We start from the raw sequence: 16,247 nt of genomic DNA, 5'->3' as shown, positions 1-16,247 counted from the left end.
AGGCGTTGTTCTGTAAAATTAAAAAATACTATCTTTACACATTAAACGTTTTAAGAACTTAAGTTGTGCTAGTCGCAACACTACATATAAGATTATGGCATGTACAAGTTGTTCAACTTCTGATGGTGGCGCACCTAAGGGTTGTAAAAATAATGGGACTTGCGGCACCGATAGCTGCAATAAATTAACGGTTTTCGATTGGCTTTCTAATATGAGTTTGCCTAATGGCGACGCCCCTTTTGACTGTGTTGAAGTACGTTTCAAGAACGGAAGAAAAGAGTTTTACCGCAATACAGAGAAATTAACGTTAAGCATGGGCGACATCGTTGCTACTGTTGCTTCTCCGGGTCATGATATTGGAATTGTTACTTTGACAGGAGAATTAGTTAAAATTCAAATGAAGAAAAAAGGAGCCAATCCTGCAAGCAATGAAATTCCGAAAATATATAGAAAAGCATCCCAAAAAGATATTGATATTTGGTCCGCAGCAAGAGATCGTGAAGAACCGATGAAGGTTCGCGCACGTGAACTGGCGATTGCTCAAAAACTGGAAATGAAAATTTCGGATATTGAATTTCAAGGTGATGGATCTAAAGCTACGTTTTATTACACAGCAAATGACCGTATTGACTTTCGTGCCTTAATAAAAGATTTCGCTAAAGAATTCAGTACTCGAATTGAGATGAAACAAGTAGGTTTCCGTCAGGAAGCAGCTCGTTTAGGCGGAATTGGTTCTTGCGGAAGAGAATTGTGTTGTTCTACTTGGCTGACGGATTTTAGAAGTGTAAACACCTCTGCGGCACGTTACCAACAACTGTCTTTGAACCCGCAAAAACTGGCTGGACAATGCGGAAAGTTAAAATGCTGCTTGAACTATGAGTTGGATACGTACATGGATGCTTTGAAACATTTCCCTGATTTCGAAACAAAATTAGTTACCGAAAAAGGAGATGCTATTTGCCAGAAACAAGATATTTTCAAAGGTTTAATGTGGTTTGCTTATACCAATAACTTCGCAAATTGGCATGTATTGAAAATTGATCAGGTCAAAGAAATTGTTGCTGAAAACAAACTAAAAAATAAAGTTTCTTCGTTAGAAGATTATGCTATTGAGTTAATTGTTGAGCCTGAGAAAAACTTCAATAATGCTATGGGGCAAGAAAGTCTAACACGTTTTGACCAACCCAAGGCAAAGAAAAAACCAAACAAAAAACGCAAACCTGCGGGAGAAAATGTAATTGTGGCTAACAATAATAAGCCTGCAAATAACAATAAACTTGCAAACAATAACAACAACAAACCTGCAAACAATAACCGCCAAGCTCCTGCTGATAAAAAACCTGCAGAGCCGAGAAAACCAATAATTATTACTAAAAATGTGGATAAAAAATAGCGCTTTACTGCTTTTGGTTGTAACCCTTTTTATTTCATGTGATAAAAAAAGGGTTTTTGATGAATATAAATCAGTTGGTAGTGCGTGGCACAAAGACAGTATTGTAACGTTTAATTTACCAGAATTAGATTCCACAAAACGATATAATCTATTTGTGAATTTGAGAGCCAATAACAATTATCAGTTCAATAATCTGTTTTTAATTGTGGCATTAGAATTACCAAATGGTTTTACAAAAGTGGACACCCTTGAATACCAAATGGCCGAAACGGACGGAACACTTTTAGGAAATGGTTTCTCAGATTTAAAAGAAAGCAAGCTCTTTTACAAAGAAAATGTAAGATTCAAATCAAAATACAAAGTCCATATCAAACAAGCGGTTAGAGAAAACGGTAAAATTCCGGGTGTAACAGCTTTAGATGGAATTACAGAGGTAGGTTTTAGAATAGAAAAAAAAGAATAAAATAGTATTATGGCTATCAAAAAAAATAATAATCAAGCAAAAGGTAATGTCAAAGATGTTGCACATTATCAAAGGAAATTTTGGAAAATCTTCTTTATAGGCTTGGGAGGCATCGGTTTGTTTTTCTTATTTGCTTCCTGGGGAATCTTCGGTTCAATGCCCTCCTTTGAAGACTTAGAAAATCCTGATTCTAATTTAGCTACCGAAATTATTTCGGCTGACGGAGTAGTTTTGGGTAAGTATTTTGAAAAAAACAGATCTCAATTAAAGTATTCCGATTTACCTAAAAATTTAGTTCAAGCTTTAATTGCTACTGAAGACGCTCGTTTTTATGAGCATTCTGGTATTGACGGCAGAGGAACTTTAAGAGCCATTTCCAGTTTAGGAACAAGCGGTGGAGCGAGTACTTTGACACAACAATTGGCCAAGCAATTATTCCACGGAGAAGGGTCTAAATTCCTGCCTTTTAGAATTGTACAAAAAATAAAAGAATGGATTATTGCCATTCGATTAGAAAGACAATACACTAAAAATGAAATCATTGCAATGTATTGTAACGTATATGATTTTGGAAATAATTCTGTTGGCGTAAGTTCAGCGGCAAAAACTTATTTCTCCAAAGAACCAAAGGATTTAACTATCAGCGAATCGGCAATATTAGTGGGAATGTTTAAAAATTCCGGTTTATACAATCCTATCAGGAACCCGCAAGGTGTAAAAAACCGTAGAAACGTCGTGCTTTTGCAAATGGAAAAAGGGAAAATCATTTCAAAAGAAGAGAAAGAAAGATTGCAAAGTTTACCAATTAAATTAAATTTCAAATTAGAAACACATAAAGACGGAACGGCTACGTATTTCAGAGAATATCTACGTGATTACATGAAAAAATGGGCTGAAGAAAATAAAAAACCGGACGGTTCTGATTATGATATTTATAAAGACGGTCTAAAAATTTATACCACGATTGATTCCAGAATGCAATTGCACGCTGAAGAAGCAGTTACTGCCCACATGGCAAACCTTCAAGAAGAGTTTTTTAGTCAATCTAAGGATAATAAAAACGCTCCTTTTGTCAATATTTCTTCTGTAGAAACACAACGCATTCTGAATCAGGCAATGAAATCATCTAACCGATGGGCTGTAATGAAATCAATGGATAAAAGCGAGGAAGAAATTATAAAATCGTTCAGCGAAAAAGCAAAAATGACCGTCTTTTCTTGGAAAGGAGAAAAAGATACCATCATGACACCGTTGGATTCTATTCGGTATTACAAACACTTTTTACAATCTGGTTTAATGGCAATGGAACCACAAACCGGTAATATAAAAGCTTGGGTTGGTGGTATCAACTACAAATATTTTCAATACGATCACGTAGGGCAAGGTGCCAGACAAGTAGGTTCGACTTTCAAACCATTTGTTTACGCAACTGCTATTGAGCAATTGAATATGTCTCCATGTGACTCTATTATTGACGGACCATTCGTAATCAGAAAAGGACGCCATCATGTTACCGAAGATTGGGAACCTAGAAATTCAGACAACAAATACAGAGGAATGGTTACCTTGAAAAGAGGTTTGGCAAATTCCATAAATACAATATCTGCAAAATTAATTGATAAAGTTGGACCGGAAGCCGTAATCGATTTAACCCATAAATTAGGCGTAAAATCCGAAATTGTAAACCAACCTTCCATTGCGTTAGGAGCTGTAGAAATAACCGTTGAAGATATGGTTGCAGCCTACAGTACTTTTGCCAATCAAGGTGTTTATATGAAACCTCAATTTATATCTAAAATTGAAGATAAAAGTGGTGTTATCATCTACGAACCAATACCTGAATCGCACGATGTTTTAAATAAAGACATTGCTTATGCAGTCATCAAATTACTGGAAGGTGTAACCGAAGGTGGTTCTGGAGACCGCTTGCGTACTACTGGTGGCGGTAACGGTGACAACCGCTGGACGGGTTATCCGTATTCATTTAAAAATCCTATTGCGGGAAAAACAGGTACTACTCAAAACCAATCTGATGGTTGGTTTATGGGAATGGTTCCTAATCTGGTAACTGGAGTTTGGGTAGGTTGCGAGGATCGTTCAGCCCGTTTCAAAAGCATTACTTATGGTCAGGGAGCCACAGCCGCTTTACCGGTTTGGGGTTATTTCATGAAATTGTGTTATGCTGATCCAGCCCTTAAAGTTTCTAAGGAAGGCTTTGAAAGACCAGCAAATCTTTCTATAAAAGTAGACTGTTACGTTCCTAAAAAGGTAATAGACACGACAGCCGTAGAGCAAGATACCGAAGAGTTTGAGTTGTAAAATTTTCATCTGGAGCTAATCCAGCTAACCGCTATATCTTTCTGATCCTGAAAAAATCAGGACCAGAAAGGATGTCGCTTTTATCTGGGCTAGGGCTTTGGTTCTCAAATTCAAATTCTGTTGTTCATAGTATTACAAACAGACTTACTTCTTCTTTAAATAAAATTCGACAAATAGCAACTCATTTTTATGATTAACAAAAAAGTAAATAACGTTCAGGAAGCCCTTCAAGGAATTGAAAACGGGATGACTATTATGCTTGGCGGTTTCGGATTATGTGGTATTCCAGAAAATTCCATCGCTGAATTAGTAAATAAAGAAACTACGAATTTAACGTGTATTTCAAACAATGCAGGTGTTGATGATTTTGGTCTTGGACTGCTTTTGCAAAAGCGCCAAATCAAAAAAATGATTTCTTCTTATGTAGGCGAAAATGCCGAATTTGAACGCCAAATGCTTTCAGGAGAACTCGAAGTGGATCTTATTCCTCAAGGAACTTTAGCAGAACGTTGTCGTGCGGCACAAGCAGGAATTCCCGCTTTTTTCACTCCAGCCGGTTACGGCACTGAAGTAGCCGAAGGGAAAGAAGTCCGCGAATTCAATGGAAAAATGCATGTTATGGAACACGCTTTTAACGCTGATTTTGCCATCGTAAAAGCATGGAAAGGTGACGAAGCCGGAAACCTAGTTTTCAAAGGAACTGCAAGAAACTTCAACCCTTGCATGGCCGGAGCAGCAAAAATAACCATCGCCGAAGTAGAAGAATTATTGCCTGCAGGAAGTTTAGATCCAAACGAAATTCATATTCCCGGAATACTTGTAAATAGAATTTTTCAAGGTGTGAAATATGAGAAAAGAATTGAACAAAGAACGGTTCGTGCAAAAAATTAAACAATTTAGCAATTTTCCAATATAACAATTAATAAAAAATGGATAAAGAGAATATTGTTGTCACTAAATCCATTGATTTTGCATTAGATATTATAGCTTTTTGTGAAATATTAGAAAATAAACGCAAATTTATTATTGCTAATCAACTATTAAAGTCAGGAACAAGTATAGGCGCTAATATTCATGAAGCACAAAATGCCGAAAGCAGAGCGGATTTTATTCATAAAATTAAGATTGCAGCCAAAGAACTAGAGGAAACAAAATACTGGCTTTTGCTTTGTGAAAAAGCATCCTCATATCCTTTTGATGAAAGCTTAAAAATTCAAATTAATGAATTAGGATTAATAGTTTACAAAATCCTAAGCACTAGTAAAAATAATAAGTAACAATTTTCAAAATTGATATATTGTTACATTCATAAATTGATACATTAAGAAATGGCTTTAGATAAAAATCAAATTGCAAAACGTATTGCGAAAGAGTTAAAACACAACTATTATGTGAATCTCGGAATCGGAATTCCAACATTAGTAGCTAATTATATTCCAGAAGGAATTGACGTTGAATTTCAGAGCGAAAACGGAATTCTCGGTATGGGTCCATTCCCTTTTGAAGGCGATGAAGATGCTGATTTAATCAACGCAGGAAAACAAACCATCACCACTTTGCCCGGAGCAAGTTTCTTTGACTCGGCATTCAGTTTTGGAATGATTCGCGGACAACATGTTGACTTAACAATCCTTGGCGCGATGGAAGTTGCCGAAAACGGTGATATTGCCAACTGGAAAATCCCTGGTAAAATGGTAAAAGGAATGGGAGGCGCAATGGACTTAGTGGCTTCTGCCGAGAATATTATTGTAGCCATGATGCACGTTAACAAAGCCGGAGAATCTAAGATACTTAAAAAATGTACGCTACCATTGACCGGCGTGGGTTGCGTTAAAAAAGTAGTAACAGAATTAGCCGTTTTAGAAATAACACCGCAAGGTTTCAAATTATTGGAACGTGCTCCAGGTGTAACCGTTGAACATATCATCGCTTCTACTGAAGCTGATTTAATTATTGAAGGCGAGATTCCGGAGATGGTTATTGATTAAAAATCATATATCAATAGTAAAGGCAACTCAAAAGAGTTGCCTTTTTTTGTTTATTTTAATAATAAGAAAGAATATAGTAATCTATTTTAACAAAAAAAATGAACATTTTTAAAAAAAGTGTGGTAAAACCGTAAAATTAAACTCCAATAAATAAATAATTTTACAATCTGAAATTAACCAAAACTATACCACATGAAAACAAAATTACTCGGAAAGATTGTGCTCTTCGCTTCCGTTTCTTTTCTCGCATTGGAAACAAATGCCCAAGAAATTGACAAAAATGTAAAGCAGAAAATCACAGATGAAAAAGGAGAACCTACTTTAATCCTTTTTAGCGAAAAGTCTATCTACAAGACTTCAGATTCTCAAAAAGTACTAAAAGAGCAATTAGGACTGAAAGAAAATTCAAATTTTTCAAAAGTTAAAACTGAAACAGACGACTTGGGTTTTCTGCATGAAAAATTTCAACTATTCCATAAAGGATTAAAAGTAGAATTTTCAACGTATTCATTGCATTCGAAAAAGTCAAAATTAGAATCGATGAATGGAGAGTTTTACCAACTGGAAGACGTTAACACCAATCCAGGTCTGACCTATGAACAAGCTCTTACTAAAGCAATTTCTCAAATTGGAGCAAAAGAATATCTTTGGGAAAAACCATTAGAAGCGGCTGCTATTGATTACACAAAACCTGCTGGTGAATTGGTTTTACTTCCAATGATGGATGACGACAAGTCTAGCAAAAAAAACAACGACATTCGATTAGTCTATAAATTTGACATTTACGCCACTAATCCGGTAAGTCGAGGTGATGTATATGTTGACGCTTTAACTGGAGAAATAGTATTCTATAATGCAACCATAAAGCACTTAGGCGAATACAGCCATGGAAACCATAACCTTGCTGAAAAATCAGATGGAAGAATAGAAAAGTCACTATTTGTTGCCGCAAATGCAGCAACTCGTTATAGCAGCGCACAAACCATTCAAACGGCATTGAGCGGTTCGTCTTATATTCTATCTGACAATACGCGTGGTAACGGAATAAACACTTTCAACATGAAAAAAGGAACCAGCTACACAGCAGCGGTTAACTTTACAGATGTTGATAATAACTGGACTGCAGCTGAATTTGACAATACAAACAAAGATAACGGTGCTCTTGATGCGCATTGGGGTGCAGAAAAAACATACGACTACTTTTCAGCCAAACATGCCAGAAACAGTTATGACAATGCTGGCGCCATCATAAAAAGTTATGTTCACTTTGATAATGCATATGACAATGCATACTGGAATGGAAGTGTAATGACGTATGGTGACGGAAGCGGAACGTACTTTGACATTCTAACTTCTCTGGACGTAGCAGCACATGAAATAGGACATGCAGTATGTGAAAAAACAGCAAATCTGGCCTATCAGAGAGAATCAGGAGCCATGAACGAAGGGTTTTCTGATATTTGGGGAGCTTGTGTTGAATATTTTGCAGCACCTGCAAAATCTACCTGGTTAATTGGTGAGGATATTGAAAGAAGATCTGGTAAAACAGCTTTGCGTTCGATGAGTAATCCAAAATTAGAAGGTCAACCTGACACCTATGGAGGAACAAACTGGAAAGTCATTAATTGTGGCACACCAACTCAAACAAATGATTATTGTGGTGTTCATACCAATAGCGGTGTTTTAAACCATTGGTTTTATATTTTATCTGTTGGGAAAACAGGAACAAATGACATTGGAAGTTCATACAATGTTATCGGAATTACTATCGATAAAGCAGCAAAAATTGCTTACAGACTAGAAAGCGTTTACCTATCGGCCAACTCCACTTTTGCGAATGCAAGAACATTTGGAATTCAATCAGCAATAGAGCTCTATGGAGCAGGTTCTGCCGAAGTAATTGCCACTACAAATGCATTTTACGCAGTAGGTGTTGGGGCCGCTTATTCCGGCTCCACCGATACAGTTGCACCAACAGCACCGGCTAACTTAACAGCTGCAGCAACAACTTCATCTTCTACAAATTTATCATGGACTGCTGCTACAGATAATGTTGCCGTTACCGGATATTCAATTTATAACGGAGCAACTTTGGTGACAACCGTAACAGGATTAACTTATTCTGCAACAGGATTATCGGCCAGCACTGCTTATACTTTCACCGTAAAAGCAAAAGATGCTGCCGGAAACTTATCTGTTGCAAGTAATGCCGTTGCTGTAACAACCAGTGCATCCACAATAACTTACTGTAATTCCACAAGCAATAACACTTCTGGTGAAAAAATTGCCAAACTAGTTTTAGGAACTATAAACAACACCTCAACTGGTACGGCGGGATACGAAAATTTCACTTCGCTTTCTACAAATTTGTCTAGAGGTTCTTCACAAGCTATCACGATTACACCATCCTGGACATCAACAGTTTATTCTGAAGGTTATGCTGTGTGGATAGATTACAACAAAAACGGATTATTTACAGATGCTGGAGAATTGGTGTTTTCAAAAGCAGCATCGAAAGTGACACCAGCAACGGGTACAATAACTATTCCTGCTACTGCGGCATTGGGACTAACAAGAATGAGAGTCTCTATGAAATATAACGGAATTCCAACTTCCTGCGAAACTCTAAGTTATGGTCAAGTTGAAGATTATAACGTCAATATCACGGCATCTTCAACTATTGAAACAACCGCACTAAGTATTGATAATGATGTTCTATCATTAAATTTATATCCAAACCCGGTAGAAAGCGTATTAAATGTTTCAATGAATGTTACAAATAAGGCAACTTACAGAATTTACAACATGATTGGACAAGAAATAAAAACTGGAAATCTTACAGAAAATGAGATTAATGTTTCTAATTTTAAATCTGGAGTATATATTTTTGAAGTAAAGGATGAGGAAAAAACAGTAACTAAAAAATTCCTTAAAAAATAATTCTCATTTATAGTAATAACAAAATGTTTTTAAAAGTAATGCCTCCAAAAGTTAGATACTAATTGGAGGCATTTTTTTGATAAACCACTTAAAGTTAAATGATAAATCTCTTTTACAAACAAGCTAAAATAACTTGAAAGACCTGAAATTCATCTCAAACAAACGGGGTATTACAATTTTACTTCTTTTCATCAAAATAATTATTCGTTCCCTTTGAAAATGTCCATCCCAAAAATTTATGGGATTCAAAAATTTAAAAAAAAGCTTAATAGGTCTAAAATTTATTTTATTCCTCTCCTTTAATTATTGACATATTCATGCCAAAATAATGAATCATTGACTGAAGTAACATAAAGCTTAGAAAATTGCACTTCATTAATCATTATTAGCACAAGCTAATATGTTAAAAAAACCAAGTCGCCACAAAAATCGCAGTAATCACACAGATTAAATCTACGACAAGCATGGTTCCTAGTGCATAACGTGTGTTTTTAATATTTACAGAACCAAAATAAACGGCTATCACATAAAAAGTACTTTCGGCACTACATTGAAAAATACTGCTCAATCTTGCCGTTAAGGAATCCGCTCCAAAAGTATTCATCGAGTCAATCAAAAACCCTCTTGATCCGGCAGAACTAAAAGGACGAAGTAACGCAACCGGTAAAGCATCCGTGATTTCCTTACTTACTCCCATATTAGAAAAAATGAAAGCGATCCAATTGCTAATAATTTCAAATAAACCACTGTTTCTAAATAAAGAAATAGCAACCAGCATTCCCAAAACATAAGGAAAAATAGTCACTCCCGTTTTCACACCATTATTGGCTCCCACTACAAAGCTTTCAAAAACTGTAGTAGATGCTTCAGTAAATTTTTTCTCATGAATAAAAGAAAAGATCAATGTAAAAGCAATGATTCCGATTAATATTAAAGCCGAAAGATTAGAAGTAAAATAGTTTTTTCCAATTAAATCCAAATGATTGACATACATCAACAAACCAACAATAGCAGCTATTAAAACCATCAATACAATAACCAGAGAAGCACTTTTGAAATTGATTCTTTGTTTGATTCCTACAATTAAAAAGGCGGCTATAGTACCAATAAAAGAAGTGATAATACATGGCAACATCACATCCGCTGGATTGCTGGCATTTGCCGCAGCGCGATATCCTATAATAGACGTAGCGATTAAAGTAAGTCCTGAAGCATGCAAACACATAAACATAATTTGCGCATCACTGGCTTTGTCTTTCTCTGGATTTATTTCTTGCAAACTCTCCATGGCTTTAAGACCAAAAGGAGTTGCGGCAGAATCTAATCCTAAGAAATTAGCGGCAAAATTCAAGGTCATGTATGAAATAGACGGATGGTTTTTCGGAATACTTGGAAACACTTTTACAAAAACAGGGCTTAATGCTTTCGCCAATTTTCCAGAGGCTCCGGAAATAATTAACAACTCCATCAATCCACAGAAAAAAGCCAAATAAGCCATCAGTGGAAGGACTAAATCCAGTAAAGTACTTTTACACGTTGGCAATAAACCATCTGATTTTTGAACACCACTGTAAATTTTTACGGTTTTGTTTTTAAAAACATAAGTTGTATCCGCATTTAGTGTATCACGATTAATAATCATGGTTTTTTCTGGTGCTTTCTTAATGCTGTCTTTTATAAAAGCAGGAAGTTCTTCGGCAAATCTCTCCGAAACCAGAATTGGATCATCTTTCTTTCCGTTCAAAACGTGGTCAATGGTATAACTGTCTCCAGAAAACAAACCAAACACTACAAATACAATTGCTGAAATAAAAATAACCAACCAGAATCTACTCAATACCATAATTTATAATTTTTGTAAATGTAATAAATCAATATCAATTGCAATAACAATGATATAATGCTTACACGTGAATAATCTCGTCCTCAATTAACAATTCTTCCCTGCGTAATCTCAGGAAAATTTGTGCCACGGCAATGGTATCTTTCTCGCAATAGGTTACTATTCTATCAATATCCTTGTCTACATAAAAAACATGTCCTACTTGACTGCCGTCGATATCGCCTTTAGGCGAAGGGATTCCAAGTACTTTACACATTAACTTTAAGGAAGTAAAATGTTTGTAATCGCCAAATTTCCACAATTCCAACGTATCCAAATGTGGGATTTCCCATGGTTTTTTTCCAAATAAGTTCAGCTTGTTCGGAATGGCGATTTGATTGATAATCATTCGTCGGGCGAGGAACGGAATATCAAATTCCTTAGCATTATGACCACACAAAACATGTTGCGGCTGATTGAAATGATTGTTCAGGAGATTATTGAAATCCAACAATATTTTCTTTTCTTCTCCAAAGAAAGAAGTCACTCTAAAATTCCGAATATCGCCTTTGATGGTAAAATAACCTACCGAAATACAAACGATTTTACCAAACTCGGCCCAAATTCCCGCACGATCATAAAAATCCTCCGGCGTGTATTCGTCTTTGCGCTGGTATTGGGTTTTATGCTCCCAAAGGTCTTTCATTTCAGCATCTAATGCATTGAAATCTTCGGCTTCCGGAACAGTTTCTATGTCGAGAAACAGGATATTATTGAGGTTTATTTTTTCTATCATCAGCTAGATTTGTTAGATTTTTTGACTTCTTAGATTAAATACAAAACCTAAATTAGTAAAATTGATCGATTTTTTTGAATCTGAGACAATCTAAATTTCTAACAATCAAAGAAATCTAATGTGTCTAACCTTCTAAAAATCTAAGAAGTCTGTTTTTAAAATAGACTTTGTTGGTTCGTTGGATTCTCATGTTCTAATAACCATTTCTTTCGCCATAATCCACCTGCATAACCGGTCAATGAACCATCTGTTCCAATGACTCTGTGACAAGGAACAACAATCCAAAGCGGGTTTTTCCCATTAGCAGAAGCAACTGCTCGAATGGCTTTGACATCGCCCAGTTTTTTAGATAAATCCATATAACTACAGGTTTTCCCAAATGGAATTTCGAGCAATCCTTGCCAGACTTTTTGTTGGAATTCAGTTCCTTTTGGATTGAGTGTAAAGTCAAAATCAGTTCGTTTTCCTTCGAAATAATCATTAAGTTGCGTTACGGCTTCTTTCAAAACAGCAGGAATTGCAGTTGAAATTTCTCCTTTATCCGAAACTGAAATTACGGATATTCCATTTTCATCCCCAATGATTGTGGCAATTCCTAAAGGCGTTTTGATGTAAGCTGTTTCCATATTTTAAAGATAAAAAAATTAACCACATTGTTCCTAAAGAAGTAAAAAAGTTCAATAAGAAATAAAAATCAGAACGTTTTGAACATAAAAAAACCACTCGCAAAGACGAATGGTTCTTGTATTTTAGCCCCGATAGCAGCGACATCTCCCGATTTAGAAAAATAAGGCTTTTTAGCCGTAGTTTTTATTTATCGGGAATACAGCGAATAGCGGGATTAGCTCCTGATACTGAAACAAGTTCAGTGTAAATTATTTCAAATTTGAATATACGTAAGCTTCTAAAGCTTTCAATTCATCATCAGACATCGCTTTCGTAACCGCGAAGTTTGTTTTCATCACTTCATACTGGCTTGGGTCAACAATAGGTTCACCTTCGCCTTTTAAAAACGTTACGATACTTGCATTTTTATCTTTGTAAATCTTAGCAATGTCCTGCAGACTTGGCCCTATCACTTTCTTGTCTACTTGATGACAGGCAACACAATTTCCTTTTCCTTTAAAAATTTCCTCTCCTAATTCCTCTGGAGTTTGGGCAACTTCTTCGGTAGTGGTTGGGTATAAAGGTTCTTTTTTGACTTCTTCTTTTTTACAAGAAGCAAAGGCTAAAACGGCAAATAAAAACAACGTCTTTCTCATAATATTCTTTTTAATTTTAAGAATCTAAATCACTAAAAATTACCAACCAATATATTTGGGCGGCTGAATTTGATTCAAATTCAAATATACTAAAATTTGTGCTCTGTGATGGGTAACATGATCTTGCATCAAGTTGAGTATTTGCAATTTTGATTTTGGACCAGCAAAAAAATCTACTTTTTGGGATAATTCAGCATCATTGGTTTTTTGTACAAATGCTTTTGCTTTATCAAAAGAGGCTTTTATTTCTTGGATCATTTTCGCTTTTGAAAGTCCTTTTACCACTTCTTTTTTCACATATTTCTCTTCCGAAAAATGTGTTGTACCCAACCAATTCATGTTGTCTTGTATGTGAAATAATTGTTCTCTAAATGACATTTCACGTTCAGCAGGCTTGTAATCATATTTATCCTCCGGCATAGCTACTGCAACGGCTATTAAATAATCTTTGGAATTATCCCATTTCTCGATGAAAGTAGCAACTACCTCAACTTGTGCAAAAATGCTATTGGAAAGCAGTAAAACCGCTATTATTAAACATTTTTTCATGTTTATTTGTTTAAAAGTATTGCGGCTTCTTTGGCAAAATAAGTCGAAATCAAACTGGCTCCGGCGCGTTTGATACACATTAATTGTTCCATCATTATCTGATCATGATCCAACCAACCTCTTTCGGCAGCGGCTTTGATCATTGCATATTCACCCGAAACGTGGTAAACCGTTACTGGAACATTTACCGCGTTTTTAACTTCGCGAACGATGTCTAAATAGGCAATCCCTGGTTTTACCATAACCATATCAGCGCCTTCTTCCACGTCCCACAACGCTTCTTTGATAGCTTCGATGCGATTGGCATAATCCATTTGGTAAGTTTTTTTATCTTTTGGAATTTCAGTGGCGTCAACAGGAGCGCTGTCTAATGCATCACGGAATGGTCCGTAAAATGCAGAAGCATATTTTGCTGAATAACTCATGATTCCTACGTTATGAAAACCTGCAGCATCAAGACCTTCACGCAAACGCAATACGCGCCCGTCCATCATATCACTTGGCGCTACAAAGTCGGCACCGGCTTGCGCGTGAGAAACGGCCATTTTTACTAAGGCTGCGTTCGTCGAATCGTTTTCTACATCACCGTTTGCAATGATTCCGTCATGTCCATAAATAGAATAGGGATCCAAAGCTACGTCAGGCATTACAATCATTTCCGGACAAGCGGCTTTGATGGCACGAATGGCATTTTGCATTAATCCGTTTGGATTCCAAGCTTCATTTCCTTCGTTATCTTTTAAATTCTCACTTACTTTTACATAAATATTCACCGCACGAATTCCCAATGCAAATATTTCTTTCACTTCTTCTACCGTTAAATCTATCGAACGACGAAATATTCCTGGCATGGAAGGGATTTCTACTTTGTAGTTTTCACCTTCAGCAATAAACATAGGAAACATGAAATCCGCTGGACTCAAACTGGTTTCACGAACTAAACTACGGATAGATTCATTCGTTCTTAATCTTCTGCCTCTGTGTAATGGGAACATATGATTTTAGATTTTAGATTAGCGATTGCTGATTTATGATTTGAAAAGAAATGTTGATGACAGAAAATCTGAAATCAAAAATCGTTAATCATCAATCTGCAATCCAACTTTTTGGGGTTTCTAATACGTTTACTAATTTTTCTTCTTCGCTTCCAGGTTCAGCGTGATGGTCGTATACCCATTGCACATGTGGTGGTAAACTCATCAGGATACTTTCGATTCTTCCGTTAGTTTTTAGACCAAATAAAGTGCCTTTGTCATGAACCAAATTAAACTCGACATAACGACCGCGACGGATTTCCTGCCACGTTCTTTGTTCTGGAGTATACGGTAAGTTTTTTCGTTTTTCAACAATGGGAACATAAGCTTGCAGGAAACTATTTCCAACTTCGGTTACAAAGTTGTACCAATTTTGCATACTCATGTCATCTGTTGCTTTGCAATAATCGAAAAACAATCCACCAATTCCTCGTGCTTCATTGCGGTGAACGTTCCAGAAATAGGCATCACATTGTTTCTTATATTTTGGATAAAACTCCGGATTATGTTTGTCGCAAGCGGTTTTACAAGTTTGATGAAAATGAATTGCATCTTCTTCAAACAGATAATATGGGGTTAAATCCTGTCCGCCTCCAAACCATTGCTGGATTACATTTCCGTTCTCATCGTACATTTCGAAATAACGCCAATTGGCATGAACGGTTGGTGTCATTGGATTTTTCGGATGTAATACCAAACTCAATCCACAGGCAAAAAAATCAGCTTCGCCTACATTGAACATTTTCTGCATGGCTTCGGGCAATTTCCCGTGAACTGCCGAAATATTAACTCCGCCTTTTTCGAAAACCTTTCCGTTTTCTATCACGCGGGTTCTTCCGCCTCCGCCTTCCGGACGTTCCCAAAGGTCTTCTCGGAATTTGGCTTGACCTTCAACAGCTTCCAATCCTTTACAGATTTGGTCTTGAAGGTTTTGTATGTAGGTGTAAAATTGATTTTTCATTATAAATTTGCTTTGCAGCAACTAACTTATTAAATATTTCAAACGTAAACATCTTGCTTTCCTGCAAGGTTTCCAAAACCTTGTAGGTATAACTAGTGATGATATTCCTAATCTAACTTAGCTGTAAGGTTAAAAAAACCTTACAAGATTGAAACAATATTACTCAAATGTGTGTTTTTCAGTTAAAAAATAATTTTTTTGATTGTGACAAAAAACGAAATTTTCTATACCTCCAAACAGCTTCAACACTTCTTCTTTCTCTATTTTTGTTTCTTTAATGGAAATAAAAGCTTGATAGGAAGAATACTTATAATCCTGAAATTTTAAATCTAAATGATGCTTCGGATTCAAATGCACATATAGTATCAATTGTTTCAAATAATTTTCATCGTTTAGCTTTATCCTCTTAAAATGTTTTTCAAATAAGCTTCCGGTTCTGTCTATATGTTTATTAAAAGCTTTAGCATAAGAATTAAAAAAATTAGAAAATGCCTGTGTCACTATTTTCTCATCTTCATTTAATCGGATAATTAAATGAAAATGATTATCCATTAAGCAATATCCAAATATTGAGATTTTACCCAATAAATATTTTGAAAGTTGTTTTAAAAAGAAAATTTTGTTTTCATCATTTTCGAAAATAGGAGCACCATTAATTCCTTTATTGTAAATATGATAATAGCAATCTTTTTCTAAAACTTCTAATTTCATATTATACAT

15 protein-coding genes are annotated in these 16,247 nt (G+C 35.8%); 7 read left to right on the top strand and 8 right to left on the bottom strand.

What is annotated here, in order from left to right:
- Positions 1 to 94: 94 nt before the first annotated feature.
- From DR871_RS04675 to DR871_RS04645, 7 genes are all read left to right on the top strand, one after another.
- Complete coding sequence (locus DR871_RS04675) at positions 95 to 1,393, top strand: PSP1 domain-containing protein (RefSeq protein ID WP_113664631.1); 1,299 nt, start codon at positions 95 to 97, stop codon at positions 1,391 to 1,393.
- Positions 1,377 to 1,856, top strand: a complete 480-nt coding sequence (locus DR871_RS04670) for a gliding motility lipoprotein GldH (protein WP_113664632.1) — start codon at positions 1,377 to 1,379, stop codon at positions 1,854 to 1,856. Before DR871_RS04675 ends, DR871_RS04670 begins: the two co-directional genes overlap by 17 nt.
- A 9-nt stretch (positions 1,857 to 1,865) precedes the next feature.
- Entirely contained in the window at positions 1,866 to 4,175 is a 2,310-nt protein-coding gene (locus DR871_RS04665) for a penicillin-binding protein 1A (RefSeq protein WP_113664633.1), read from the top strand.
- A gap of 189 nt (positions 4,176 to 4,364) precedes the next feature.
- On the top strand, positions 4,365 to 5,066 hold the full coding sequence (locus tag DR871_RS04660; RefSeq protein WP_113664634.1) for a CoA transferase subunit A: 702 nt from the start codon (positions 4,365 to 4,367) through the stop codon (positions 5,064 to 5,066).
- Positions 5,067 to 5,104: 38 nt separating this feature from the next.
- On the top strand, positions 5,105 to 5,452 hold the full coding sequence (locus DR871_RS04655) for a four helix bundle protein (RefSeq protein ID WP_113664635.1): 348 nt from the start codon (positions 5,105 to 5,107) through the stop codon (positions 5,450 to 5,452).
- A 51-nt stretch (positions 5,453 to 5,503) separates the two neighbouring features.
- The gene (locus tag DR871_RS04650; RefSeq protein WP_113664636.1) at positions 5,504 to 6,163 is read left to right on the top strand and encodes a CoA transferase subunit B; all 660 of its coding nucleotides are present in this window, start codon (positions 5,504 to 5,506) and stop codon (positions 6,161 to 6,163) included.
- 192 nt (positions 6,164 to 6,355) lie between these two features.
- A complete protein-coding gene (locus DR871_RS04645) occupies positions 6,356 to 9,103 on the top strand; it encodes a M4 family metallopeptidase (RefSeq protein ID WP_113664637.1) in 2,748 nt (915 codons plus the stop codon).
- 403 nt (positions 9,104 to 9,506) lie between these two features.
- Here the strand turns inward: DR871_RS04645 and DR871_RS04640 are convergent, their stop codons facing one another.
- The 8 genes from DR871_RS04640 to DR871_RS04605 form a co-directional block, all read right to left on the bottom strand.
- A complete protein-coding gene (locus DR871_RS04640; RefSeq protein ID WP_113664638.1) occupies positions 9,507 to 10,946 on the bottom strand; it encodes a nucleoside recognition domain-containing protein in 1,440 nt (479 codons plus the stop codon).
- A 61-nt stretch (positions 10,947 to 11,007) separates the two neighbouring features.
- Positions 11,008 to 11,721: a 3'-5' exonuclease gene (locus DR871_RS04635; protein WP_099713896.1), complete on the bottom strand. Its 714-nt coding sequence runs from the start codon at positions 11,719 to 11,721 to the stop codon at positions 11,008 to 11,010.
- 155 nt (positions 11,722 to 11,876) lie between these two features.
- Positions 11,877 to 12,347 carry a methylated-DNA--[protein]-cysteine S-methyltransferase gene (locus DR871_RS04630; RefSeq protein ID WP_113664639.1) on the bottom strand — a complete coding sequence of 157 codons (471 nt, stop codon included), beginning with the start codon at positions 12,345 to 12,347 and terminating at the stop codon, positions 11,877 to 11,879.
- A gap of 249 nt (positions 12,348 to 12,596) precedes the next feature.
- Positions 12,597 to 12,983: a c-type cytochrome gene (locus DR871_RS04625; RefSeq protein WP_113664640.1), complete on the bottom strand. Its 387-nt coding sequence runs from the start codon at positions 12,981 to 12,983 to the stop codon at positions 12,597 to 12,599.
- A gap of 39 nt (positions 12,984 to 13,022) precedes the next feature.
- Entirely contained in the window at positions 13,023 to 13,532 is a 510-nt protein-coding gene (locus DR871_RS04620; RefSeq protein ID WP_113664641.1) for a DinB family protein, read from the bottom strand.
- 2 nt (positions 13,533 to 13,534) lie between these two features.
- Positions 13,535 to 14,527 (bottom strand): porphobilinogen synthase, encoded by a 993-nt coding sequence (gene hemB, locus DR871_RS04615; RefSeq protein ID WP_113664642.1) that lies wholly within the window; start codon positions 14,525 to 14,527, stop codon positions 13,535 to 13,537.
- A 91-nt stretch (positions 14,528 to 14,618) separates the two neighbouring features.
- Complete coding sequence (gene hemF / locus DR871_RS04610) at positions 14,619 to 15,527, bottom strand: oxygen-dependent coproporphyrinogen oxidase (RefSeq protein WP_113664643.1); 909 nt, start codon at positions 15,525 to 15,527, stop codon at positions 14,619 to 14,621.
- Between the two features lie 159 nt (positions 15,528 to 15,686).
- Positions 15,687 to 16,238, bottom strand: coding sequence for a transposase (locus DR871_RS04605; RefSeq protein WP_113665443.1), 552 nt, complete (start codon positions 16,236 to 16,238; stop codon positions 15,687 to 15,689).
- Positions 16,239 to 16,247: the final 9 nt, after the last annotated feature.

It is taken from the genome of Flavobacterium petrolei (genome assembly GCF_003314435.2).
GTDB lineage: Bacteria > Bacteroidota > Bacteroidia > Flavobacteriales > Flavobacteriaceae > Flavobacterium > Flavobacterium petrolei.
Note: the sequence above shows the minus strand (reverse complement) of the source record. Positions and strands in the feature narration are given on the sequence as shown.